The 23,841-nt window shown below is 67.0% G+C and carries 19 protein-coding genes; 3 read left to right on the top strand and 16 right to left on the bottom strand.

What is annotated here, in order from left to right; genetic code table 11:
* Nucleotides 1-161 precede the first annotated feature (161 nt).
* Entirely contained in the window at nt 162-1,511 is a 1,350-nt protein-coding gene (locus AAF481_02795; GenBank protein ID MEM7480078.1) for a DUF418 domain-containing protein, read from the top strand.
* 114 nt (nt 1,512-1,625) lie between these two features.
* On the top strand, nt 1,626-3,944 hold the full coding sequence (locus tag AAF481_02790) for a glutamine--tRNA ligase/YqeY domain fusion protein (protein ID MEM7480077.1): 2,319 nt from the start codon (nt 1,626-1,628) through the stop codon (nt 3,942-3,944).
* Here AAF481_02790 and AAF481_02785 read toward each other — a convergent pair.
* The 11 genes from AAF481_02785 to AAF481_02735 form a co-directional block, all read right to left on the bottom strand.
* Entirely contained in the window at nt 3,931-5,241 is a 1,311-nt protein-coding gene (locus AAF481_02785) for a hypothetical protein (GenBank protein ID MEM7480076.1), read from the bottom strand. The genes AAF481_02790 and AAF481_02785 overlap by 14 nt on opposite strands.
* 16 nt (nt 5,242-5,257) lie before the next feature.
* Nucleotides 5,258-6,544 carry a hypothetical protein gene (locus AAF481_02780; protein MEM7480075.1) on the bottom strand — a complete coding sequence of 429 codons (1,287 nt, stop codon included), beginning with the start codon at nt 6,542-6,544 and terminating at the stop codon, nt 5,258-5,260.
* Between the two features lie 217 nt (nt 6,545-6,761).
* Nucleotides 6,762-7,757: a GTPase Era gene (gene era / locus AAF481_02775; GenBank protein ID MEM7480074.1), complete on the bottom strand. Its 996-nt coding sequence runs from the start codon at nt 7,755-7,757 to the stop codon at nt 6,762-6,764.
* Complete coding sequence (locus AAF481_02770; protein MEM7480073.1) at nt 7,750-9,021, bottom strand: hemolysin family protein; 1,272 nt, start codon at nt 9,019-9,021, stop codon at nt 7,750-7,752. Before AAF481_02770 ends, era begins: the two co-directional genes overlap by 8 nt.
* The gene (gene ybeY / locus AAF481_02765; GenBank protein MEM7480072.1) at nt 9,018-9,530 is read right to left on the bottom strand and encodes an rRNA maturation RNase YbeY; all 513 of its coding nucleotides are present in this window, start codon (nt 9,528-9,530) and stop codon (nt 9,018-9,020) included. Before ybeY ends, AAF481_02770 begins: the two co-directional genes overlap by 4 nt.
* Complete coding sequence (locus tag AAF481_02760; GenBank protein MEM7480071.1) at nt 9,527-11,914, bottom strand: HDIG domain-containing metalloprotein; 2,388 nt, start codon at nt 11,912-11,914, stop codon at nt 9,527-9,529. Before AAF481_02760 ends, ybeY begins: the two co-directional genes overlap by 4 nt.
* Nucleotides 11,915-11,922: 8 nt before the next feature.
* Nucleotides 11,923-12,939, bottom strand: coding sequence for a PhoH family protein (locus AAF481_02755; GenBank protein ID MEM7480070.1), 1,017 nt, complete (start codon nt 12,937-12,939; stop codon nt 11,923-11,925).
* A gap of 105 nt (nt 12,940-13,044) precedes the next feature.
* Entirely contained in the window at nt 13,045-13,902 is an 858-nt protein-coding gene (locus AAF481_02750) for a 3-hydroxybutyryl-CoA dehydrogenase (protein MEM7480069.1), read from the bottom strand.
* Between the two features lie 81 nt (nt 13,903-13,983).
* Nucleotides 13,984-14,445 (bottom strand): tRNA (adenosine(37)-N6)-threonylcarbamoyltransferase complex ATPase subunit type 1 TsaE, encoded by a 462-nt coding sequence (gene tsaE / locus AAF481_02745; protein MEM7480068.1) that lies wholly within the window; start codon nt 14,443-14,445, stop codon nt 13,984-13,986.
* Complete coding sequence (locus AAF481_02740) at nt 14,442-16,040, bottom strand: NAD(P)H-hydrate dehydratase (GenBank protein ID MEM7480067.1); 1,599 nt, start codon at nt 16,038-16,040, stop codon at nt 14,442-14,444. Before AAF481_02740 ends, tsaE begins: the two co-directional genes overlap by 4 nt.
* A gap of 33 nt (nt 16,041-16,073) precedes the next feature.
* On the bottom strand, nt 16,074-16,736 hold the full coding sequence (locus AAF481_02735; GenBank protein MEM7480066.1) for a TIGR04282 family arsenosugar biosynthesis glycosyltransferase: 663 nt from the start codon (nt 16,734-16,736) through the stop codon (nt 16,074-16,076).
* 55 nt (nt 16,737-16,791) lie between these two features.
* Between AAF481_02735 and AAF481_02730 the strand changes: the two genes are divergently transcribed.
* Entirely contained in the window at nt 16,792-17,622 is an 831-nt protein-coding gene (locus AAF481_02730) for an SAM-dependent chlorinase/fluorinase (GenBank protein ID MEM7480065.1), read from the top strand.
* Between the two features lie 56 nt (nt 17,623-17,678).
* On the opposite strand, the gene AAF481_02725 is transcribed toward AAF481_02730, so the two are convergent.
* The 5 genes from AAF481_02725 to AAF481_02705 form a co-directional block, all read right to left on the bottom strand.
* A complete protein-coding gene (locus tag AAF481_02725) occupies nt 17,679-17,876 on the bottom strand; it encodes a hypothetical protein (protein ID MEM7480064.1) in 198 nt (65 codons plus the stop codon).
* Entirely contained in the window at nt 17,876-18,307 is a 432-nt protein-coding gene (locus AAF481_02720; GenBank protein MEM7480063.1) for a phage holin family protein, read from the bottom strand. The genes AAF481_02725 and AAF481_02720 overlap by 1 nt, the downstream gene beginning before the upstream one ends.
* A gap of 9 nt (nt 18,308-18,316) precedes the next feature.
* Nucleotides 18,317-20,098, bottom strand: coding sequence for a VWA domain-containing protein (locus AAF481_02715; protein MEM7480062.1), 1,782 nt, complete (start codon nt 20,096-20,098; stop codon nt 18,317-18,319).
* 131 nt (nt 20,099-20,229) lie between these two features.
* Nucleotides 20,230-21,909, bottom strand: a complete 1,680-nt coding sequence (locus AAF481_02710) for a VWA domain-containing protein (GenBank protein MEM7480061.1) — start codon at nt 21,907-21,909, stop codon at nt 20,230-20,232.
* 147 nt (nt 21,910-22,056) lie between these two features.
* Nucleotides 22,057-23,784, bottom strand: a complete 1,728-nt coding sequence (locus AAF481_02705) for a VWA domain-containing protein (GenBank protein MEM7480060.1) — start codon at nt 23,782-23,784, stop codon at nt 22,057-22,059.
* Nucleotides 23,785-23,841: the final 57 nt, after the last annotated feature.

Raw genomic sequence — 23,841 nt, 5'->3', positions numbered from 1 at the left:
CTCCTGTACTCAAGTGATATTTTTCAACCTAGCATAGCCAATCCACGTTCGGCGCAACTCGTTGACGGTGCTGTCGTATTAGGACCGGTAACGAATTCAACGGAAGGCTGACGCTTGCCGCCTCGTAGGGTAGTGCAAGGCGACGTGAGGGGAGGGGTTTGATGAGCGAGTCGACGATCGACCAGTCCACGACAAGAGAGGACGGTTCCCGAGCTATGACCGACGACGCTTCCGCCATTGCGGAGTCGTCGATGGATGCTCCGCTTGCGGGATCCCTGCGGCCGGTTGCCACCGGCGAGCGCATTGAGATCCTCGACATCCTGCGCGGTTTCGCCATCCTCGGCATACTGATGGTGAATATGGATCTGTTCTTCCTGCCCTTCGCCACCGAGTTCACCGGTTCTTCCTGGTGGGGCGCGCCGATCGATGTGCTGGCGAGCGACTTCATCCACTTCGTCGCCCAGGGCAAGTTCTTCACCATGTTCTCTTTCCTCTTCGGCATCGGCCTGGCGATTCAAATGGAGCGCGCCGAAGCCAAAGGCCAGCGGGTGGGCTCGTTCTTCCGGCGACGCCTGTTCATGCTGCTGCTGATCGGCGTCTTCCACGGCTTCGTCTTGTGGTTCGGGGACATCCTGGCGCAGTACGCGGCCCTCGGCTTCCTGCTCCTGCTCTTCCGCCGCCGCAAGGCCAAAACCCTCAAGATCTGGGCGGCGATTCTGCTGGTGCTGCTGCCGCTGTTGGTGATCGTCGGCACCGGATTCCAGCTCGCCATGTTAGATATCCCGGCGGCAGCCCAAGACATGCAGGACGCGATCGCGGAGCGGGAAGAGGAGACCGCCACCCGCATTGCGGACCTCTTCGAGGCCTACGGCAACGGCAGCGTGGGCGAGGTGTTTGCGGCCCGCGCCTCGGAGACGCTGATCGTCTATACGTACACCTTGGCCGGCGGCTGGGCAATTCTCGCGATGTTCATCCTCGGGCTGCACTTTGGCCGCATTGGATTCTTCAAAAATCTGCGCCAAAAACTGCCGACCCTTCGGCGAGCGACATCCTGGCTGCTGCCGCTGGGGCTCGTCGGCTCCGGCCTCTACGTCTACTCCTCTCATCGCTCGGTGCCGATGGAGCCCTCGGTCTGGGCTGGCGTCAGCAAGGTCAGCTTCTTCATCGCCGGACCGGCGCTGTGCTTCGCCTACATCTTTCTGGTCTGCATGGCGGTACAGAGCCCCCTGGGCGGCCGGGTGTTCAGCGCTCTGGCGCCGGTGGGGCGTATGGCCCTGACCAACTACCTAACCCATTCGGTGCTGATGACCACCCTTTCTTACTCCTATGGCTTCGGCCTCTACGGCCGGGTGCCCACGTCCACCGGACTGGTGATGACCTTCTGCCTGTTCGGACTGCAGATTCTGTTCAGCCACTGGTGGCTTAAGCGCTACCGCTTCGGGCCGGCGGAGTGGCTGTGGCGGTCGCTGACCTACGGCGAGCGGCAGCCGATGCGGAAGGGCCTGCCGTGATCGGGGGAGCCTGATTGCCGGATTCCGTGGGGTCCCGATGGTCAGCACCGCCCCAGTGCGCTAGTCTTGAGGAGCCCCGTTTCGGCGGGGCTTTTCACTTTAGGAGCTTGACCCTTGAGCCAGCGCGACAACCCCGCTTCCGAACCGACGGATTTCATTCGCACTTTGATCCGCGACGACCTCGTCGCCGGCAAAAACGACGGCCGGGTGGTCACCCGCTTTCCGCCGGAGCCGAACGGCTATCTTCACATCGGGCACGCCAAGTCGATCTGCCTGAACTTCGGCATCGCTGGGGAGTTTCCCGGCGCCGTGTGCCACCTGCGCTTCGACGACACCAATCCCTCGACGGAGGACCCGGAATACGTCGAGTCCATTCAGCGGGACATCCGCTGGCTGGGCTTCGACTGGGAGGAGCGAAGGTTCTTCGCCTCGGACTACTTCGAGATCTTCTATCGCCACGCCGTCTATTTGATCGAGCGGGGCCTCGCCTACGTCTGCAGCCTGAGCGAGGAAGAGATCCGGGCCTATCGCGGCACGGTGACCGAAGCGGGCCGCAACAGCCCGGATCGCGACCGCCCGGTGGCCGAGAATCTCGACCTTCTCGAGCGCATGCGCGCCGGCGAATTTGCGGACGGTACCTACACCGTGCGGGCGAAGATCGACATGGCGTCGGCCAATATGAAAATGCGCGATCCGCTGCTCTATCGCATTCGCCATGTGGACCACTACCGCACCGGCGACGCCTGGCCGATCTACCCGATGTACGACTTTGCACACTGCCTGTCCGACGAACAGGAGGGCATCACCCACTCGTTGTGCACCCTGGAGTTCGAGAACAACCGCGACATCTACGACTGGGTTCTCGATCATGTGCAAACCACCTACCGGCCGGTGCAGATCGAGTTCGCGCGCCTCAACATCAGCTTCACGGTGCTGTCCAAGCGCAAGCTTCTCGAACTGGTGCAGGGCGGCTACGTAGAGGGCTGGGATGATCCCCGCATGCCCACCCTCTCCGGCTACCGGAGGCGCGGCTACACGCCGGAAGCGATCCGCGCCTTTTGCGACCGCATCGGCGTTGCCAAGAGCAACAGCACGGTGGACGTGGCGCAGCTCGAACACGCCATTCGCGACGACCTCAACCCCAAGGTCAAGCGGGTGCTGACGGTCCTCGATCCCCTGCGGGTGGTGATCGTCAACTACCCGGAAGAGGGCGAAGAGGCACTCGAAGCGCCCTACTTTCCGCATGATGTGCCCGGCGACGAAACGCGCCCCCTCCCCTTCTCCCGCGAGCTGTGGATCGAGCGAACGGACTTCGCCGAGGACCCACCGAAGGGCTTCCACCGGCTGGCTCCGGGCCGCGAGGTGCGGTTGCGCTATGCCTACTTCATCCGCTGCGAAGAGGTGGTGAAAGACCCCGAGACGGGCGAGGTGGTTGAGCTGCGCTGCACCTACGATCCGGCAACCCGCGGCGGTGCCGCGCCGGACGGCCGCAAGGTCAAGGGCACCATCCACTGGGTGTCGGCCCACCATGCCCAGGGCATCGAGGTGCGCCTTTACGATCGCCTGTTCACCATCGAGCGGCCGGATCTGGCGGAGGAGGATTTCAAGGCCTATCTCAATCCCCACTCGCTGGTGGTGCACGACCGGGCGAAGGCCGAGCCCAGCCTGGCGACGGCGGAGCCCGGCGAGCGCTTCCAGTTCGAGCGCCACGGCTACTTCTACCTCGAGCCGGAGAGCACCACCGACGAACGCCGGGTGTTCAACCGCATCGTCTCGCTGCGCGACTCCTGGGCCAAGAAGACGGCTGCGCCGCAGGCGACGGAGAGAACCTCGAAGGAAGAGAGAAAGCCGCCGACGGCCCCGGCACCACCGGTCGAGCGGGTGTGGTCCGACGAACAGCGCGCCGCCCTCGAGCGCTACCGGCGCGCCTTCGGACTGCCCGACGGCATCGCCGAGGTGCTGACCGCCGAACCGATCGCCGGCCGCCTGTTCGAACGGGCGATCGCCGCCCACGACGCACCGCTACCGATCGCCAACTGGATCGTCAACGAAGCGCTGCGGGTGGTGAAGGAGCGAGGCGAAGAGGACCTGCCCTTCGGCGGCGCCGAAATCGGCGAACTGGTGGCGCGCATCGAGGATTCCACCTTGAGCGGCCGGGCCGCCAAGGAGGTCTTTGCGGCGATGGCCGCCGGCGAGGGCCGCCCGGACGCGATCATCGAGACCAAGGGCCTCGGGCAGATCGCCGACGAAGGAACTCTGGGGAAGGTGGTCGACGAAGTCCTCGCTGCTCACCCCAAAGAAGTGGCGGAGTACCGCGCCGGCAAGACGGCGCTCTTCGGTTTCTTCATCGGTCAGGTGATGCAGAAAACCGGCGGTGCCGCCAATCCGGCGCTCACCCGCGCGCTCCTGGAGAGAGCCCTCAGCCCATCGTAGCGGCGCCCACCACCGGCCGGTCCGCAGACCGCGCCGTGGGGCGAGCGGGCAGCAAGCCGTGCCACAACCCGGGCGCCAGTAGCCGGCTCGGGGAATCCACCAGATTCAACACCCGCAACAACCGGGATTGCGCCCAGCGCCCTTTGGGGAAGGGATCGGCAAAGGGTGCTCCCTTCACTCCCGAGAGTCGGCGACGCCAGCGCTGCACCCACCAGGCACGGCGCAGCTCCGGCCGCATCTTCCGTTGCCAGCGCCGGAGATGAGCGAGGGAAGGATCCTGCCGCAGATGGTGCGCCAACCGCCGGGCACTGCGAGCCGCCAGCGTCCAGCCCATACCGAACACCGGGTCGAACGAAATCCGCGCATCTCCGAAGGCCAGAAACCGACCCGGCGTGGAATCCTGCTCCCGCCGCCATCGCGGGGGAGGGAGGAGAACCTCCTTCGGCGCGCCCAAGGTCTCGCAGACCGAAGCCAACTCCTTCACCACCGACGAAGCGGCAGCCGGCAGGTGCGCCGGCCGGCTGATCGTCGCCACCCAGCGACCCTCCTCGACCGGCTGGAGCGAGGCCGAAACGGCGCCGTCCTCGACCAGCCAGGTGTGGCGAGGCTCGCCGAGGCCTCCCGGCCACCGGCAAACGCTGCGCAAGCCCACCCGGACACTTCCCCAGGTGCACCGAGGCGGCAGCGGGAAACCGGACCGCCGCAACCAACCTTCCACCGCCTCGGACCGGCCGGAGGAGTCCACCACCAATCCGCTCCCCCGCCACTGGACTTCGTCGGCACCGTCGAGGCGGCGATAGAACACACCCCGCACTTCTTGGGTGCCTTCGGCGACGTCGAGACCGATCACCTCGGCGCGGGAAACCCATCGCACGCCACCGAGCTTCTCCAGGCGACGCGCCAACACCGAACGCACCAAGCACCGGCTCGCGGAGAGCGTTTCCAGCCCGTTCGGAGCGCCTCCCGCTTCCAACCCTCGGCTGCGCCAGCGAAAGCCCGCGCCGGCTTCGAAGGAAACCGCCCCGGCTTCCAGGAGATCATCGACGGCGCCGGGCGACAAGTCTTCCAACGCTTCGCTGCCGGGCGCCAGCAAGAGCAAGGCAGCATCGTTCGACACCGCACGGCCAGGGTCACGTCGAGAGAGGGGAGCTGCGACCGGCGAGGCGCCGCGGTGGATCACGCACACCTGCCGGAAGGTCTCGCGCAGGGCGAGAGCCGCCAGCAAGCCGGCGGGACCGGAGCCGACGACGATCGCCCGACTCCGGTTCCGCCCTGGGTGCCCTTCGTCGAACCCCATGACTCGCTCTGCCCAGCTAGGGGAAGCAGGAGCAGCCTTGGCAACGGACGCCGCCGGCGTCGCCGGTGACGATGTTCTTGCAGGTGCGGCAGGCACCGCCGGAGGCACAGTCGGCACCGTCGTCCGCACACTTGGTGCCGCCCTGGGCACACAGCGGATCGCCGACCGGCGCAGCCACCGTGGCGCAGGCGACATCCTCCTTCTTCTCGTCGCCCTTGTCCATTGCGAAGGTCGTCTCCGCCGCCAGGAACGGAGCGAACTCCGCCCTCACAACGCCTTCGACCTGCACCATGCGGTAGGCGCAGAATCCGCCGGCCGCCAGGGCGACCGCTCCGCTATCGATCTCGGCCGTCGCCGAAGCGCCGTCCAAGAAGGGACCGTCGTTGAACAGCAGGGTCATCTCGCCATCCAGCACGAGTCCGGTATTGAGGTCCACTTCGACCCAGGTGGGGTTGTCCTTGTTCTCGGTGAAAGTGAACTCCCCCAGTTCCGGCGAATAGGCCTTGCCGCGGTCTTCGAGCACGGTGAAGCGAACCACCCCGGGGTTGGCGGTGCGGGTGAGGGTGCCCTTGGTGTATCCCTCGCCGGACACCACCGAGGCGGAACCGTTGCCGAGGTCCGCGGTGCTGCCGCCCGGGGTGACCTGCGCCTGCACTAGGGCCGGCACTCGAATCACCGCTCGACCGAAGACCTTTTTCAAGGCCTGCACATCGCGCTGATTGATGACGCCGTCGCCATTCAGGTCACCGGTGGCTTTCTCCGGATCGAGGCCCTGGTTGGCGCGCACCAGATCGAGATCGCTCAATCCGACGAAGCCGTTGCCGTCGAAGTCGGCGTTCGGTGCTCCGTCGTCCACCGCCACGGACGCCCAGGAGGGGTAGACGCCGTTGTCCTTGCGCGGATCGATCAGCCAGTTGACGCGCGTGGCGACGCCGGGAAGCACCTCGACATCGACCGAATAGCTGCGACCGTCGCCGTCCGTTGCGGTGAGTTTGTAGGTTCCACGGTCCAGGTCACCAAAGCGGAAGCGTCCGCCAACGTTGGAATTCGTGCCGCGCGGCACGCCGGGGCCGGTCAGGCTCAAGGACACGCCCGCCACGGCCTTCATCGAAGCGCGGCCGTCCTCGGCCAGCGATTCGCCGAAGGCATCGCCGTAGATCACGCCACGGTTCTTGGGCACCGGAACGTGCTGTTCGATCTGCAGTTGATCGGCGCGACCGTCGCCGTCCGTCGCTCGCAGGTCGTGCTGCGTTGCCGGGAGCAGTACTACGAAGGCCGCGAGGGCCAGGGTGCATCTCTTCATGGTCAATCCTCCAAGGTCACCGAGGCGAAACCGCCCCGTACTCGTCTAAGCGAGATCGGAGGAGAAATTGAACAGATTCACATTTCTACGCTTGCAAAAAAGTTGCTGCAGGGCACCGTCGGGGGAATTCGATTGCAGAGTGCCGGTACCCTTGTCGGCCCCTGCTTAGAACCCGGCGGGCGAAGCCCGTCGAGCAATACCGCTAGTCGTCCATCCGCTAGTCGTCCATCCGCCCCCACAGGTCGCGGTCCAGCTCGCCGAGAATGCGGCGATTCTCGCGCCAGTTGGGCTCGTGTTTGACCTGCAGGTCGAGGTAGACGCGGCGGCCGAGGAGCTGTTCGAGATCCTTACGGGCCTCGGTGCCGATCTTCTTGATCATGCTGCCGCGCTTGCCGATGAGGATTTTCTTCTGTCCCGAACGCTCGACCAGGATGGAGGCGTAGATCCGCACCAGCCCCGGCCCCGGCTCCTCCCAGGCGTCGAGCATCACCGCGGTGGTGAAGGGCAGCTCGTCGCGGGTGTTGGCGAGGACTTTCTCGCGAATGCGCTCGGCAACCAGAAAGCGGTCCGGATGCAGGGTGAGAGTTTGCGGATCGTAGAGCGGTTCCCCCTCGGGCAGCAGACGGAAGAGGATGTCGAGGAGGAGGTCCGTGCCGTCGCCGGTAGCGGCACTGATCGGCACGATCTCGTCGAACGTCCGGGGCTCTTCGAGGTCACCGGTACGCTCGCCATCCGGCTGGCCATAGAGCTCCATGCGCGGCAGCAGCTTCCCCTTGTTGACCAGATCGATCTTGTTGAGCACCACCACCTTTGGGCTGCTCGACTTGAGCACCATGTCGATCAGGTGGCTTTCGCCGGAGCCATGGCCGGTCGAGGCGTCGACCAGCAGGCACACCACGTCGGCGCCGTTCAGCGCGTCGACCGCCAGGTTGACCATCTGGCGATTCATCCGGTGGAGGGGCTTGTGGATGCCGGGGGTGTCGTGAAAGACGATCTGGCCGCGCGCCTCGTTGAGGATGCCGATCAACCGGTGGCGGGTGGTCTGGGGCTTGTCCGAGACGATCGCCACCTTCTCCTGGAGGAGGTGGTTCATCAGGGTGGACTTGCCGGAGTTCGGGCGCCCGATCAACGCCACCGTCCCCGCCTTCTTGCCGACCTCCCCCACTCCGGCCTGCCTCCCGCCGACCGGGTGTTCATGCGCCGCGTCAACCATCCTTCGCCTCCACCTCTTCTACGACATTCTCTACCCGCACGGCTTGAATGCGGCGTTCGTCCACCCGCTCCACGGTCAACATCAGGCCCGACGTTTCGACCACCTGACCTTCTTCCGGAACGTCGCCGTGGACGCTCAGCACCAGCCCGCCCACGGTCTCGAAGGGCACCTCGCCGAAATCGACCCCGACCAGCGAAGACATCTCTTCAATGTGAGTGCGCCCGTCGAAACGCCAACTGCCGTCGGGCAACGATTCGTTGACCGGCGGTTGAAGCACCTCGTGCTCGTCCACAATTTCGCCGACGATCTCTTCGAGCAAATCCTCCACCGTGACCAGCCCGGCGGTGCCGCCGTACTCGTCCACCACGATGGCGACCTGCTGATAACCGGCCTGCATCTCCTTGAGCAACTCGTCGAGGCGCTTGGTTTCCGGCACGATGAACGGCGGCTTGGCCAGAGAGATCGCCGGCGGCATCTCACCGGAGAGCACTCCCCGCAGCGCATCGCGAATGTGCAGAATGCCCACGATATGGTCGATGGACTCCCGATACAGGGGAATCCGCGAGTGGCCAGAAGTCAAGAACAGCTCCGCCAATTCGGATAGATCGAGATCCGCCGACGCGCAGGTGATGTCGATGCGCGGCGTCATCACGCTCTTGGTCTGGGTGTCGTTCAGATCGACGATGCCCCACACCATCTTTTCTTCTTCCGGTTCGAGGATGCCCTCGCGCTTGCCGAAGTCGATGAAGGCCTCGATCTCGCTGTCCGAAGCTTCGTCATCCTCCACCGGCGGATCCTGCGGGCGGCGCATCAACGGCTGGAAGAGCAAGACCAGCGGCAGGGTGATGAAGTAGAAGAACCGGGCGATGCCGGTGGACCGTCGGAGGGCGGCCTCGGCGACGTGATCGACCATCAGGCGGTTGATCACCTCCGACAGCATCAGCGCCAAAAGGGTGCAGGCGGTCGCTACCAGAACCGCCGTTGCGGCCGGCAGATTCATGCGCAGGGCACCATCAAGGACCACCATGAACACCCCGACGGGAGCCGCCTTGGCAAGGAAGCTCAACACCAAACGGAAGGCATTGAAGCGCTCGCGCCGGTCGTGCAGCGCCTGCAGGTGGCCGGCGTCCTCCTCCGCCCACAGGCGCAGCCGAACCGGGCCGCTGCGCTCCAGCAGGGCGGACACCGCCGACACGGCGAGCTGCACCGCCACCGCCGCGGCGATCCACAGGGAGGCCATCACTCCAGCGCTCCAGGAGGTCATGCGGCGGATCCCCGATGATCGGCAGCGGAATGATCGCCAGCGGGCTGGCGGCCCGCGGACCGGTCGGCGACCGGCGCCTCCAACCACTGTGCCCGGATTCGCTTCTCCAGGCGGTCCATCTCGCCGTCGTCGGTCTCGTGATCGTGCCCCAGGCAGTGCAGCAGGCCGTGCAGCAGGAGAATGCGCAATTCCCGCTCCACCGAGTGGCCCTGGCGCGCCGCCTGGCGGCGGGCGGTGGGTACCGAGATCAGCACGTCCCCGAGGTAAGGGCCGTCGACGCAATCTTCGCCCGGGAAGGACAGCACGTCCGTCGGCCGATCCCGCCGGCGAAATTCGCGATTGACCCGGCGCAGCAGGCGATCGCCGGCAAAGCGTACGGACAAGCCGCCAGCGGCCGGCGCCAGCTCGCCGACCAGCGCTTCGAGCCATGGGCGAAGCCGGCGGGCCGATGCCTCCGGATAGCCGTTGGGGTTGAGCAACACGATTTCCGGCTTGCCGCGGGTGGTCAAGAGGCCCGCGCCTCGCTGGCGCGGCGCTCCTGTTTGGGCGGCGCATTGAAATCGAAGCCCGGGTAGTCCACCCGGCGGTGAAAGATGTTGGTCAACACCCGCTGGAATGCCTCGGTGACCAGATGAAGGTCCGCCAGGGTGAGATCCGTGTGGTCGAGCTGGCCGTCCGCTAGGGCATCGTCCGTCAGGGTGCGGATCAGGGAGCGCACCTTCGCCGGACTGGGATCGATCAGCGTGCGGCTGGCTGCCTCGACGGCATCGGCGAGCATCAGCACGCCCATCACTTTGTCCTGAGGCTTGGGGCCGGGGTAACGGTACTTGGCTTCGTTCACCTCGCCGGTCTCCGGATCGCAGCGTTCGACCGCCCGGTTGTAGAAGAACTTGATCAGCCGGGTGCCGTGGTGCTGCTCGATGGCGTCGATGATGGCCTGCGGCAGGTGCTGTTCGCGGGCCAGTTCAACCCCTTCCTTGACGTGGTTGATCAGAATCAGGGCGCTCATCGAGGGCGACAGCTTGTCGTGACGGTTGTGGCCCGGCCGCTGGTTCTCCACGAAGTATTCCGGCCGCAGGACTTTGCCGATGTCGTGGTACAAGCCGCCGGTGTAGGCCAAGGTGGCGTCGGCCCGCACCGCCTCGCAGCCGACCTTGGCGAGGTTGGCCACCATCAGCGAGTGCTGGAAGGTGCCCGGTGCTTCGAAGGCCAGGCGCCGCAGGATCGGCAGGTTGGTGTTCGACAGCTCGATCAGCTTGATGTCCGTGGTGATGCCGAGCATCGACTCGAGAATCGGGATGGCGAAGCTCGCCACCGCCGTCACGATCATCCCACCGCCCACCGCGCAGGCGGCCCGGAAGGCCAGCTCACCGGCGGTCACCGGCGAATCCGACAGGGCGTGCAGCAGCAGGACCGTCACCACACTGACGGCGCTCACCAACAGGCCGATGCGGATCATCACCAAGCGCTGCTTGATCTGGATTTGCTCCAGACCGAAGATGGCGGCGAAGGAACCGGCCAAGCTGTACACCACCACCGCGATCGGCTCGCCGAGGGCGAGGCGGCTGACCAACACCGAGAACACCACCGCCGACAGCAGCGCGATGGGCCGGCCGAAGAGCAGACCGGCGATCAGCGAGGCGGCGGCGAACGGGATGGCGAAGATGTAGCTCTCGGCGGAGTCGAAGGGCGCCCGCTCGATGGTGGAGCCCAGCGCCTTGGCGACGACGAACGCGAACTTGGCGCCGAGGAGCGACAGCACCAGGGTCAATAACACTTCGTTGAACACCCGCTCGCGGCTGTGGCCGGCCACCCGCTCGCGGCGCAAGCCGAGCCACAGCAGCAGCACCGCCAGGGCGACCAAGAACACCGTGCCGGTCACCGGCAGCATGCGGTCGACCATGGACTTGCTGCCGGAGAGGCTGGCGATGGCCTCCGCCTGCGGAGGGCTGACGGCATCGCCCCGCCGGACGATCACCTGCCCCCGCCGCACGCGGGTAAAGAGGGGCTCGACCTCTTCTTCCGCGGCCCCCTGCCGGCGCTGGGTCTCGAGGCGATTGCGCTGTAGATTGGGGGCGAGGTTCTCCAGCAGGAGCTTGCCGAGAACGCGCCGTTCGGCGCCGGAAAGGCCCGGCCAGTTGCGCACCTGGGCTTCGAGGAACTCCCGCAGCTCGTCCGGGTAACCGAGGGAGACGAACAGGTTGCGCTCGACCTGCTCGGTGCCGGCGGCGATATCGCGCAGCACGATGCCGTCCACCGAGTGATCGAGCAGCCGCGCCTTGTTGCTGACAATCTTGCGGCGGTGGGCCTGGCCGACGAGGCTGCGGATGCGATCTTCCAGATCCGCCGAGAATCCTTGCCCGACCAGCAGGTCCATTTGCGGGCTTCCGAGGCGCAGGTCCGTCGCGGCGCGCAGTTCCTCCGGGATCGGCGCCGGTTCCTCCCGGCGGCCGAGATCGAACAGCTCCGTGAACTGCAGGTCCAGCTCTTGCCGCAGACGGGGATCGAAGTCATAGACCGCCAGGACTTCCTCGCGCGCTCGCTGGCGTTTTTCGGCCGTCGCCCGGCTGTCCAGGATTTCCAGGTCCTTTGGCGCCACAAAATCGCGTTGGGCGACGGCGCCGGCCTCCACCCGAGGAGTGAACAACAAGCCCTGAGGCATCAACAGCGGCGCCAGAACGGCGACCGCCAACAGGGTCCATAGCGCCGGCATTTCGAGGGCCTGGAACCACAGCCGGCGCGACGCATTCAGCCAGCCCTTGACTCCCCGGGGCCGGCCATTGCGGCCGTTGCGGCCGCTGCCGTTGCGGCCCTTGCCGTTGCGCCCGGTGCCCGGCCGCAGACTGCGGGTCGCGGCGAGCGGGGTGGTGGCGCTGGTGGGTTTGGAAGCCACGATGGTGATCAACGATCCTCGGAATGGGTGGCGGGAGCCGGCGCCGGAGGTTCTTCCGAATCCGGGATCGGCTCCTCCTCCCGCCGGCGATCGAAGCGGTCGTAGGCGGTGACGATCTTCTGCACCAGCGGATGCCGCACGACATCCCGCTTATCGAAGCGAAAAAACTCGATGCCGGGGATGCTCGACAGCACGATCTCCGCTTCCCGCAGGCCGGACATGCGGCCGGACGGCAGATCCACCTGGGTCACGTCACCGTTGATCACCGCCTTCGAGCCGTAGCCGATGCGGGTCAGGAACATCTTCATCTGCTCGGTGGTGGTGTTCTGGGCCTCATCCAGAATGATGAAGCTCTCGTTCAGGGTGCGGCCGCGCATGAAAGCGATGGGCGCCACCTCGATGACGCTGCGCTCGAGCATCCGGCTGACCTTTTCGAAACCGATGATGTCGTAGAGGGCGTCGTAGAGAGGTCGCAGGTACGGGTTGACCTTGTCCGCCAGGTCGCCGGGCAAGAATCCTAGCTTTTCGCCGGCCTCCACCGCCGGCCGCGCCAGCACGATCCGGCGCACCTTCTTTTCAAGCAGCGCGGCGGCGGCCATCGCCACCGCCAAATAGGTCTTGCCGGTACCCGCCGGACCGATGGAAATCACCAGGTCGTGATCCGCCATCGCCTGCAGATAGCGCATCTGCCGCAGGCTGCGGGGGGTGACCATGCGGCGCACCGATGCGACCGGACCCTCCGGCAGGAAGAAACCCACCAACGAGGCCGACGGATCCTCCTGCACCACCCGGATAGCGGTATGGACGTCCGTCGGCCGCAGGCGGAATCCGCGCTCCGTCAGGGTGGAGAGCTCGCGCAGCAGATGCTCGACCTGCTCGACCCGGTCGGAATCGCCGGAGATGTTGATCTGGGCGCCGCGGGCGCCGAGCTGGACGTTGAACGCGCGCTCGATGCGGCGCAGATTGTCGTCCCGCGTACCGAAGATGGCATCGAGCCCTTCTTCGGCCAGCGTGGCCTGGATCATGGGGAGTGGGACCTCAGCGGTGGCTTCATCTCAGTGCGGTCGGGGCTCCCGCCTGGAAACAATTCCTGGGAGCCCCGGAACCGCGAAGCTTACCACCGCTCGACGTCAGCCGCCGGAATAATCGTAGAAGCCACGGCCGCTCTTGCGGCCGAAGCGGCCGGCCTGCACCATTTGCTTGAGGAGCGGCGGCGGCGCGAAGCGCCTCTCGCGGTACTCGTCGAACATGATCTCCGCGATGTAGTAGGTGGTGTCCAGGCCGACGAAATCGAGCAGCGTGAACGGCCCCATCGGGTAGCCGGTGCCGAGCTGCATGCCCTTGTCGATGTCCTCGACGCTGCCGACGCCTTCTTCGAGGGCGCGGATGGCGTCGAGCAGGTACGGCACCAGCAGGCGGTTGACGATGAAGCCCGAGTTGTCCCTGCAGGCGATCGGTTCCTTGCCCAGGGAGCGAATGAACTCGAAAGCCGTATCGAAGGCGTCGTCCGAGGTGACAATGGTGCGCACCACTTCGCACAGCTTCATCACCGGCACCGGATTGAAGAAATGGAGGCCCACCACCCGATCCGGCCGCTCCGTCGCCATGGCGAGCTGAGTGACCGTCAGGGAGGAAGTGTTGCTGCCGAACACGGCGCCCTCCTTGACCTCTTTGTCGAGGGCGGCGAGGGTTTTCTTTTTCTCCTCGAGGTTCTCGATGATCGCCTCGACCACCACATCGCAGTCCGCCAGATCGGCCAGCTCGACGGTGCCCGAGAGGCGACCGAGGGTGGCGTCGCGGTCGCCCTCTTCCATCTTGCCCTTGGCGACAGCCCGATCGAGGGACTTGTGAATCCGCCCCAAACCCTTGTCGAGCACGTTCTCGGAAAGCTCCCGCACCACCGTTTCGTAGCCCGAGCGCGCGGCCACCTCGGCGATGCCGGCGCCCATCAAGCCACAGCCCAGCACACCCACTTTCTTGATCTTCATTCCCTGCAATCCTCCTGTCCGGCCGACGAGCGGCCGGAACGTCTGTTGCGATCGGATGGAATCTTCTACTTCATCGGAAATTTACTGGATCCTGCGCCCACCGCCGGCCCGCCGTTCGAGGCGGAGGCGGAGCGCGCCGGGAATCGGCCACGGCAGGCGATCCGGCCACTCCACCACCTTCACTCCGGGTCCGTCGAGCACTTCTTCGAGGCCCAGGTCGGCAACCTCTGAGGGTTCGAGCCGGTAGAGATCGAGATGGATCAGATCGCCGCCGTCGCCGCGGTGTTCGCGGACCAGAGTATACGTGGGGGACTGCACCTCCGCCGGATCGATACCCAGGCCGGCGGCGATGCCCTGGGTGAGGACGGTCTTGCCGGCGCCCATCTCGCCGCTGAGCAGAAGAATCGAATCCGGCGCCAGATGCGCCGCCAGGCGGGTGCCGAGGGCGCGCGTCTCAGCCTCGTCGCGGGTCGTCCAGGGCGGGCCGTCGAGGCCGGTCCATGGTGTCTCCGCGGCGCGCGGTTCCCCCTCTTCGCCGGTCACCGCCCATCCTCCAGCGCCTTCCAGGCCGCCGGCAGGGTTTCCACCAAGTCGCCCGCCGCCAGGCTCGCTTCACCGCGCCGTGCCGCCGCCTCGTCGCCGGCGAGGGCGTGCAGGTATACGGCGAGGGCTACCCGGCGCGAAAGGCCCGGGTCGGCGGCAAAGGGATCATCCCCCTCTCCCTCCCGGTGCGCCAGCAAGGCAGCGAGCAGGCCGGTGAGCACATCGCCGGTGCCGCCCGTCGCCATACCGGGATTGCCGGCGGAGCAGACGGCGAGAGCGCCGTCAGGGTTAGCGATCAGCGTGCGGTGCCCCTTGAGCACCACCAGCGCTCCGCTCGCCTCCGCCACCCGGCGGGCCGCCGCTGGCCGATCCTCCTGCACCTCGGCGGTCGAGATTCCGAGCAGCCGCCCCAGCTCACCGGGATGGGGTGTGAGTACCGTGGGAAGGGAGCGGGCGGCCAGTTCCTCGCAGCGGCCGGCGAAGGCGTTGAGGCCGTCGGCGTCGAGCACCAGCGGCAGCGGCACCGCGAGGGCAATGCGGCGAACCGTCGCGGCCAGCGCCTCGCCGCCTTCGCCGAGGGTCGTACCGAGTCCCGGACCCAGCGCCAGCAGGTCGCGGTCCCGGCAGGCTTCGAGCACCGCCTCGGCACCTTGCGGCGACAGTTCGCCGATGGGGGTCGAATGGAGCGGCAAGGTCATCGACTCGACGGAACCGAGATCCACCGCCGTCAGAAGCTCCCGCGGCACCGCCACGGTCACCAGGCCGGCGCCGCCGCGCACCGCCGCGCGAGCCGCCAGCACCGCCGCACCGGCCTTGCCCGGCGAGCCGGCGACGATCAGGACGTGGCCGTAGGTCCCCTTGTGGCTTTCCGGCCGGCGCGGCGCGAGGCTCGGGGCGAGATCGTCGGCGGTCAGCAGCTCGAGTTCCGACGGCGCCTCGGCGAGCAAGGCCGGCGGAATCCCCAGGTCCGCCAGCACCACCTCCCCCACCCGCTCGGCCGCCGGCTCTAGGACATGGGGCACCTTGAGGGCGCCCAAGGCCACGGTCACCTCGGCCCGCACCGCCGGCCCGAAGACCTGGTGGCGGCCGCCGTTGAGGCCGCTCGGCAAATCCACCGCCAAGCGCGGCGACGGCAGGTGGTTGATGCCCCGCACCAGCGTCGCCGGCAAGCCCTCGAGGGGGCGCGACAGGCCGGTACCGAAGAGAGCATCCACCACCAGGTCGCAGGTCGCCGCTTCGGCGAGGGCCCGGGAAGCATCGTCGTCGGATGCGATCCGCCGTACGTTGAGCCCTTGGCGCGAGCAGACGGCGTGCTGCATCGCCGCGTCGCCGGCGAGTTCTCGACCGCCGGTCCACAAACAGAGGGCGAGGCGATAGCCGCGGATCGCCAAGTGGCGCCCGAGGGCCAGGCCGTCGCCGCCGTTGTTGCCGGGGCCGCAGAAGATCGCCACCGCTTCGGCGCCCGGAAACCGCTCCCCGATGGCGTCCGCCAGGCCGATGGCGGCGTTCTCCATCAGCACTGCGCCGGGCAGGCCGATCTCTTCGATCGCCCGCCGGTCCACGGCGGCCATCGTTTCGGCCGTCAACACCTTCATCGCATCACCTTTCTCCTCGGTCTCATCGGCGTCTCATGACGGCAGCCACCCGCCCCAGGAGGTGAGCAGAGCTTCGGTACGCGGGCACTCCACGGTGCCGGCGGCCAAGGCGTGGGCGAGCCGGCGCAGATCCTCCGCCGTATCCACATCGGAACCACAATCGAGCGCGGCGAGGCGAAGGCCCAGTTGCCGGCAGCGGGCGCGGGTGGCCTCGAACACGCCGCCGGTGCTCCAGGGGATGTCTTCGAACAGCCGGCGGTCGAGGGCTGCGGCGCGCACCGCCACCAGGTAGTAGCCACCGTCGGTGGCGGGACCGAGGACGACATCGGCGGCGTCGAGGGCCGCGAAGGCGGTTTCGACATCCCGCCGCGCCAGGGCCGGGTGATCACTGCCGACGGCGGCCACCCGCCGACTGTGGGAGGCGGCCCGCGACAGGCTGTTGAACAGGCGTTCTCCGAGATCCGCCCCCCGCTGCCGTTCCCCCGGCCAGGGGCCCGCGGGAACCGGCTCCTCCGCGGCCAACGCCCAGGCGATGCGGGTGTCGAACTCCGCGCCCTCCGCGCCCAGGCGCTCGACCATGTCGTCGAGGAAGGTCTGGTGCAGCTCGGCCGCCTGCTCCGCCGTCAGAGCGCCGATCAGGCGGGTCTTGACCTGCCCCGGCACCGCCGGTTTGGTGAACAACACGAGGGTCTCCATGAGCGGGATTCTACCCGCCTCTGCGGCGTGATCCCGCTATCATCGAGGGATGCCGGTGATCACCTTGTTGACGGACTTCGGCGACCGCGACTACTACCTGGCGGCGATGAAAGGGGTGCTCCTCCAGCGGGCGCCGGGAGCGGTGCTGGTGGATGTCTCCCACCAGGTGGCCGCCGGCGACATCGCCGGCGCCGGCTGGCTGCTGGGCGCTGCCTGGCGCTGGTTCCCGGACGGTACGGTGCACCTGGCAGTGGTCGACCCGGGAGTCGGCTCGCGCCGGCGCATGGTGGCGGCGGAGGTCCGGGGCCATCGCTTTGTCGCCCCGGACAACGGGCTTCTGAGCTGGGTTCTGCGGACCGCGGCGGATGCCGCGGTGCACGCCATCGAGCGGCCGGACCTGTACCTCGATGGAGACCCGAACGGGGACTCCGCCCTCACCGCCGGCCGCACCTTCGCCGGCCGGGATCGTTTCGCTCCCGCCGCGGCGGCGCTGGCCGACGGGGAATCCCTCCCAAACCTCGGTCCCGAGGTGACGGATCCGGTGTTGCTGACGGAGCCGGAGCCGGTCCTCCACGGTCCGCCGGGGCGAGCCGGCAGCCGCCTCGAAGGGTCGGTGGCCCACATCGATCACTACGGAAATCTGGTGACCAACCTGCCGAGCGAATGGATCGGAAACGGCGCCTGCCGCACCACCGTGGGCAGCGGCCAGTTACGGCACCGAATCGAGGTTCGAGCGGGTCACTACGAAGAGATTCCGGCAGGACAGGCTGCCTTGCTGCCGGGTTCGCTGGGGACTCTGGAGCTCGCCTACAACGGTGAACCTCTGGCGCCGGCGTGGGGCGTGCGGCGCGGCGAGCCGGTGGAGGTGACGATCCTGGCGGACTGACGGCGGCGGACGTGACGCCCTTGCCGCTGTGGAGGAAACCGTTCTACTGGCGTTTTCTATCGGCTCCGCTGCTTGCGGCGCCGCTTGAGGCCGATGGCGATGGCGAGGCCGGCGGCGGCGGCCACCAGGCCGAGGCGCCAAGCGCGGCGCTCCGGCGCGATAATGCCCAGCTCCGAACGGAAAGCCTCCTGCACTTCCGCCAGCCGGTCCTCTACCCGTTGGCGGCTCTCCATCACCCTCTGCTCTCGGTCCATCACGGTGCCTCCTCGCCCTTCTTGCCACCCTCATCGAGGACAGGCCGGTCGACCTCCGGCAGCAGCTGGTGGTTCCACCAGTCGCGCATGTCCGCCACTCGCCTTTGGGCGGTGACGCCGGGACTCTCCAGCTTCTTGACTTTGTACACCCCGATGGCCACCAGAATCGCCATCACCAGGACCAGGGTGCCGGTCACCGTCAAAGCGGCACCCCACAAAGGCAGCGCCAGGGCCACAATCTGGATCAAGGCATAGGTGAAGACACCGAAGGTCCAGAAGGCGACGATGACCGCCGCTCCGAAGAACCCCAGAGCGATCGCAAAGCCCCGGCCGGACTTCGCCATCTCCCCGCCCAACGCCGCCAGCTCCGCCGCCAGCAGCTCGAAGAGAGCGTTCCCCAAGGCGCGGAACATTTCGATCCAGGCTTTCATCGAATCGGCCTAGCCACCCACCCGCACGGAGCCCAAAACGAAACTCTCGACGGACGCAACTTCGTCCCGCACGCCCACCGCCACCTTGTGGTCGCCCTCGCGCATCAGCAGACTGAGGGTGTAGACGTAGTCCTGGGCCTTGGCCTGCTCGATCTCGTCGGAGGGAATGCTGATCGGCACCACCTGCTGCTGCACCGGCGATGTACCACCGTCGGTGTCCATCGCGGCGATATACAGTCGCACCCGCGACTCGTGGGTCTCTTCGCGCGGGATCAGGACCAACTCGCCGATCGGGATCCGCACCTTCACCGGCACTTCGTAGAACCGCCGATCGCGCTGCCGCTCGGATCCGAACTCGAGCCTCGTTCCCAGGGGGTTGCGCTCGAAGTTGAAGTGCAGCACCGACATGGCGCCGTCGGTCATGCGCGCCTCGACGGTTTTGTCGCGGTAGCCCTCGCGGTGGCGCACCACGCGGCCCTTCTTGTCCTTCAGCTTGACTTCGATCCGGTGGTACCGGCCGCGGCGGGTCTCCGGCGCCCGGTAGCCCAGGGAATAGAAAGTGGTGAAGTCCATCGCCACCCGTTCGAGCATGCCGTCGAAGCGATTGCGATTGATGATCGCAAAGCCGCCGGTGGTCTCCGCCACGTAGCGCAGCGGGCTCTGCAAGTTGCTGGTATTGATGGACTCGATGCCGAGGGGCTCGGAGCGGGAATTCTCCGCCGAAATGGCGTTCGACACCCGCAGACCCGCCGCATCGAGGGTGTAGAAGGTGATGCGGCTGGCGTTGGCCTGCGCCGCCAACTCCCGGAACTTCGACGACGTGTCGTAGCCAAAGGCTTCGGTGATCGCTCCGGACTGGCTGCCGTGGAGGCCGTCGACGGCGTGGAAGAGATCCTGACCGGCGACCATCGGAATACCGTCGCTGACGTAGAGAATCGCCTTGCGGCCGGGCAAACCGGCCAACGAGCTGACCATCTCCTTCAAAGCGTTGATGGTGAAGCGCATATCGTTCTGCCGCTGCTCGGCGTAGGACCGCGCCCAGGTGAGAGCTTCGGACGGCGAGCGGGCGTCCTCGATGCGGTCGAGGGTGTCGCGGCGGTCGTAGTCACGCTGGTCTGCGTATCCGGTGAGCCGCTCCAGTTCCGTCAGGGCCGAGGCCACCACCTGCGGATCGGTGGTGAAGGGTCGGCGAATCTTGATCGAACGCTCGTAGCTGACCAGCATCACCTGGTCGCCCGGCTGCACGTTCTGCAGCAGGAAGGTGCGGATGTCGCGCAGCGCCCGGTTGCGGTTGGGCGGGCGAATATTGAAGTTGTCGATGTAAATGATCAGCGACAATTGCTGGTCCGGCGGCAGTTGCGGCCCTTCCGTCGGCGGAGCCTGAATGGCCTCCGGAGCTTCCGACGGCGGCACGATCTCCGGGATGTCGCCGGCCACCGGGCGGCCGCCCTCCACCGCGTAAAAGTTGCTGATCTGCACTTGCTTGCCGTCTTCGAAGACTTCGAAGTCGTCGCGCGTCAGGCCGTTGATGCGGTTGCCCTTCTTGTCGGTGACATAGACCTCGACGTTGACGACGTTGACGTTGACGACGTCGACGAACAGATCGAGATCGCCGGCGGCCTCGTCTTCTGCATCGGCCGCCAGGGCCCGTTCGCGCAACTGCTTCAGGCGATCCTGGGCGGTCACTTTGTCCTGCGCCGCGGCGGCTTTGGCACCGAAGCCGGACGAACCGAAGAGCACGCCAACGCAGACGAAAAGTCCGGCGATGGCGAGGGTTCGAGTTGTGTTCACTGGATGGTTCCTCCGTCCCTCAAGGTCAGCTCCGGGATTATAGCGGCAGCCCGGCGGACGCCGGGCGAATTTCTCCTAGTGAGCCTGGATGCAAGGGGCGCGCCTCTTGCGCGCCGTCATCTTCTCCGGAGCTACGGCTCGACGTCCATCCGGGCGGAAGCAGTACGGCCGGTCGGGGGATCCGTCAGGGAGAAAATCAGGCGATTCTTTTCCCGCCGCAGGGTCACGCTGGTGTCGAAGCGGGCATACTTGCCGGCCTCCGGCGCCTGGGGAAGCCGCACCGGAATGCCCAGGATGGGAATGTCCGACAGGTCGCCGCCCTCGTCCTGGGCGGCGATCCGCAGCTCTAAGCGCCCTTCGACGCCGTCGGCGGTGGGCACGAAAGTCACCATGTCCAGGGGAATCGCCACCTGCACCGGCACCTCCATGCGGCGCCGGCCGGCGCGCTCCGGTTCGCCCAAGGCGACGGTCAACGGCGCCTCCCGGGGAGGATCGCCGAAGCGCAGGGCGCTCTCCACCTGCAAGCTCTCTTCCTGCTCCCGGGTCAGCGGTTGGAAATTGCGCCGCGCCCGAGCCTCCAAACCCTTTCGATGGAGGCGCACGCGGATCTTCTGCCGATCGAGGGTCTCCTGCGGGTCGACGGTAAAACCCAGCCAGTAGTAGCTGCGGGTGTCCTCCACTACCCGTTCGAGGGCGGCTTCGCGATCGCCGTCGATCAGCGGCCGGCCGCCGGTCTCCTGTGCCAGATAGTCGAGGGTGGCGTGGATCTCGATTTCCCGCCGCCGCTCGATGGCGAGGCGATCGACCGCCGCATCGCCCATCAAATCGACCGCCGGCAATCCCGGCATGTCCACCGGATAGAGGGTGTAGCCGAGGCGGTTGGCGGTGTCCGTCAAGGGGCTGTAGAGCTCGAAGCCGTCGGCCAGCCGAGGCGAGCGGAAGCCCGGTGTGGAGCGGCCGGCGATCCAGTTGGACAGAGAGAAGGGCCAACCGCCGGAGAGCAGCAGCATCACCTTGCGGCCCGGCGGCCGGGCGAAGGCCCGCAGGGTGGTGCTGGCGGCGCTCACCGCCTTGTCCACCTCCACCGACCAGCGCTCGCCGATGGCCTCGTCTTCGAGGTCGAGACCCTGCACCGTTTCGACCCCCGGCGGCACGGCGCCCAGAAAGTCCGGCTCGTCGCCGGCCGTCGCCACCGAGTCGAGATCCAGCTCATCGCGATCCGCCGCCCGCACCTGAGAGCGCAAAGGGCCAGCGCTCGAACTGCGCAGCATCGCCCCTTTGAACACCCGCTCCAGCTCCCGCCCGGACTCGGTCCAACTCGTCAGCATCTCCAGGCCGCCGGAGTTGTAGGCCACCACCGCCATACGATCGTCCGGGCTGAGCTGCGGTAGTTGTTCCACCAGTTCCCGCAGCACCCGATCGCGATCCGAAGCCAGTGAAAAGACCTCATCGATGAACACCAGGTAGCTGGTGCCGCCGCGCGGGTCGGCGGCGGGCCGAGGACCCGCACCCTCGGGCGTTTTCCCGGCGCTCTCCTGGCGGGGCACCAGCTCGCCGCCGCGAATCTCCGAAAAGTAGTCGATCGCCCGGTCTTCGCCGTCCACCCGCAGACGGAAGTCCTCCGGCCCGAGGCCGGTCACCCGCACTCCCTGACCATCCGTCACCACCACCTCGACGTTGACCACCCGCACGTTCACCACCTCGCCGAAGGGCGACTGGGCAGCCAGCATTTCGCCGAAGACCAGAAGACCGAAGAGAGCGAGACTCGCGGTGAGAAGCCGGCGCCGGACGGAAGAGTGGGCTAGGTGCATGGCTTTCGCTCCTGGTCGGTTTGAGGTGTTGGTTCCAGGCATTCTCTCAGACGCCACCGGCTATCGCGAGGCCGATAACCCGCAGTAAGAACGGCCCCGCGCACCGAGGGTACGACGGGGCCGTAGCAGCGCTGCGCAATGCCGAAGTCAGCGAGCGGATCGCGGATCCACTTCGACCCTGGTCGAGAGGTTCCGGCCGCTCACCGCGTCGTGCAGCGACACCACCAACACCTGCTTCTGGCGGCGCAGCTTGAGGCGGGCGTCGTAGGGCACCGCGGTGCCGCTTCGCGGCTCGTTGCGCAACTTGAGCTCGATCGGAACCGCGGGGATGTCCGACTGGCGATTCGAGTCGTCGAGGGCCGCCACCCGCAGTTCGAGCTTCGCCACGTAGCTACCGTCGAAGGGCACTGCCGTGATGCCGTCCACCGGAATGGCGATGCGCAGCGGCACCTCCACATACTTGCGACCGGCGATGGTCATCTCGCCGACCACGACCCGCAGCGGCCCGAGGGCCGCCGGATCGTCGAACAGCAAGGCGCTCTCCACCGCCATCTCCGTTTCCGCTTGGCGCGACAGATCGAGGAAACCACCGCGCGAGCGCACCTTGTAGCCCTTGCGCTTCACCTCGACACGGATGTCATGGCGCACGTCGTCCCGCTGCCGGTCCGGGGAGAAACCCAGCCAGTAGTAGGAGCGGGTGTCGGCGACGGTCTCCGCCAGGGCGTCGATCTTCTGGGAGTTGATCAAGGCCCGGCCGCCGGTGGCATCGGCGATGCGGTGCAGCGACGCCTGGACCACTTGCTCCCGCTCGACGGAATTGATCAGCGAGCTGTCGATGTCCAGATCCGAGGGCTGCTGGCGGAGCACCCGGCCGGAACGGACCGTCAGGAGCTGACCGCCCTCGGAAACATCGGCGCTAGAGGCATCTCCGAGACCCGGTACATCCACCGGGTAGACGGTAAAGCCGAGCAGGTTGGCGGTGTCCGTCAGCGGGGCCAGCAGTTCCGGTCCCTGGGTGGTGTCGCTGGTGGTCAACGGGCGGGTCGGATCGTTGACCACGAAGGCCTCCGGCGAGTAGGGCCAGCCGCCGGACAACAGCAGCATCACCTTGCGGCCAGGCGGCTGCGCAAAGCCGCGCAAGGTCGCGACGGCGGCGCTCACCGAGCGATCCACCTGATTCGAGAGCTGTCGGGCGTAGCCTCGCTCCTCGACCCGCAGGTCCGTCGCCGTCAGGCCACCGATTTCCGGCCGCGAGCTGCGCAGGCCGGCCAGCGGTATCTCCTGACCTCGACGCTCGGCCAAGCGCTGCAGGCCGCCTGCCTTGCGCTCCTGGGCGGCGCGGAAGGCACGCTCCAAGGTCGGGACGTTCTGGTTCCAGGACGACAGCATCTCCACCCGCTTGCCGTCGAAGGCGACAATCGCCATGCGGTCGTTCGGGCCCAGGCTCGGCAGGTCAGCGATCAGGCCGTCGAGCACCTTGTCGCGATCGCGTTCCAGCGAGAAGTAGTCGTCGATGAACACCAGGTAGCTGGTGCCGACGGACTCGCCGGGTACCGTGGCCGGTATGGCCGGTACCGCCTCACCACCCTCTGTCGGCCGCGCCGCGGCCACCGCTTCACCACCGCGCACCTCGGCGAAATAGCCGATCGGTACTTCTTCACCGTCGACGATCAAGCGGAAGTCCTCCGGCTGCAAGCCGTTGACCCGCACGCCATCCTTGTCCACCACCACCGCTTCGACGTTGACCACCCGCACATCGATCACCTCGCCGAAGACATCCGGCGCCGCGTCTTCCTGGGCCGCCAGCGGCACAGCGAAGAGACCGGCGGCTACCGCCAGGGCGATGCACATCCAAACCGTTGAAAAACGCTTCATGAGTTGTCCTCCTGGTCGCTCGCGCCGACATCGGCCGAGCATGAAAATCGGTTCATT

Source organism: Acidobacteriota bacterium (assembly GCA_039030395.1).
In the GTDB taxonomy this organism is placed as follows: Bacteria; Acidobacteriota; Thermoanaerobaculia; order Multivoradales; family JBCCEF01; genus JBCCEF01.
Note: the sequence above shows the minus strand (reverse complement) of the source record. Positions and strands in the feature narration are given on the sequence as shown.

Coding starts and splice junctions, on each gene's coding strand:
- AAF481_02750 (MEM7480069.1), bottom strand. CDS start 13,902: ATGAAGATCAAGAAAGTGGGTGTGCTGGGCTGTGGCTTGATGGGCGCC.
- era (MEM7480074.1), bottom strand. CDS start 7,757: ATGGTTGACGCGGCGCATGAACACCCGGTCGGCGGGAGGCAGGCCGGA.
- AAF481_02795 (MEM7480078.1), top strand. CDS start 162: ATGAGCGAGTCGACGATCGACCAGTCCACGACAAGAGAGGACGGTTCC.
- AAF481_02735 (MEM7480066.1), bottom strand. CDS start 16,736: ATGGAGACCCTCGTGTTGTTCACCAAACCGGCGGTGCCGGGGCAGGTC.
- AAF481_02770 (MEM7480073.1), bottom strand. CDS start 9,021: ATGACCTCCTGGAGCGCTGGAGTGATGGCCTCCCTGTGGATCGCCGCG.
- AAF481_02705 (MEM7480060.1), bottom strand. CDS start 23,784: ATGAAGCGTTTTTCAACGGTTTGGATGTGCATCGCCCTGGCGGTAGCC.
- AAF481_02720 (MEM7480063.1), bottom strand. CDS start 18,307: ATGAAAGCCTGGATCGAAATGTTCCGCGCCTTGGGGAACGCTCTCTTC.
- AAF481_02780 (MEM7480075.1), bottom strand. CDS start 6,544: ATGAAGAGATGCACCCTGGCCCTCGCGGCCTTCGTAGTACTGCTCCCG.
- AAF481_02725 (MEM7480064.1), bottom strand. CDS start 17,876: ATGGACCGAGAGCAGAGGGTGATGGAGAGCCGCCAACGGGTAGAGGAC.
- AAF481_02785 (MEM7480076.1), bottom strand. CDS start 5,241: ATGGGGTTCGACGAAGGGCACCCAGGGCGGAACCGGAGTCGGGCGATC.
- AAF481_02755 (MEM7480070.1), bottom strand. CDS start 12,939: ATGATCCAGGCCACGCTGGCCGAAGAAGGGCTCGATGCCATCTTCGGT.
- AAF481_02710 (MEM7480061.1), bottom strand. CDS start 21,909: ATGCACCTAGCCCACTCTTCCGTCCGGCGCCGGCTTCTCACCGCGAGT.
- AAF481_02740 (MEM7480067.1), bottom strand. CDS start 16,040: ATGAAGGTGTTGACGGCCGAAACGATGGCCGCCGTGGACCGGCGGGCG.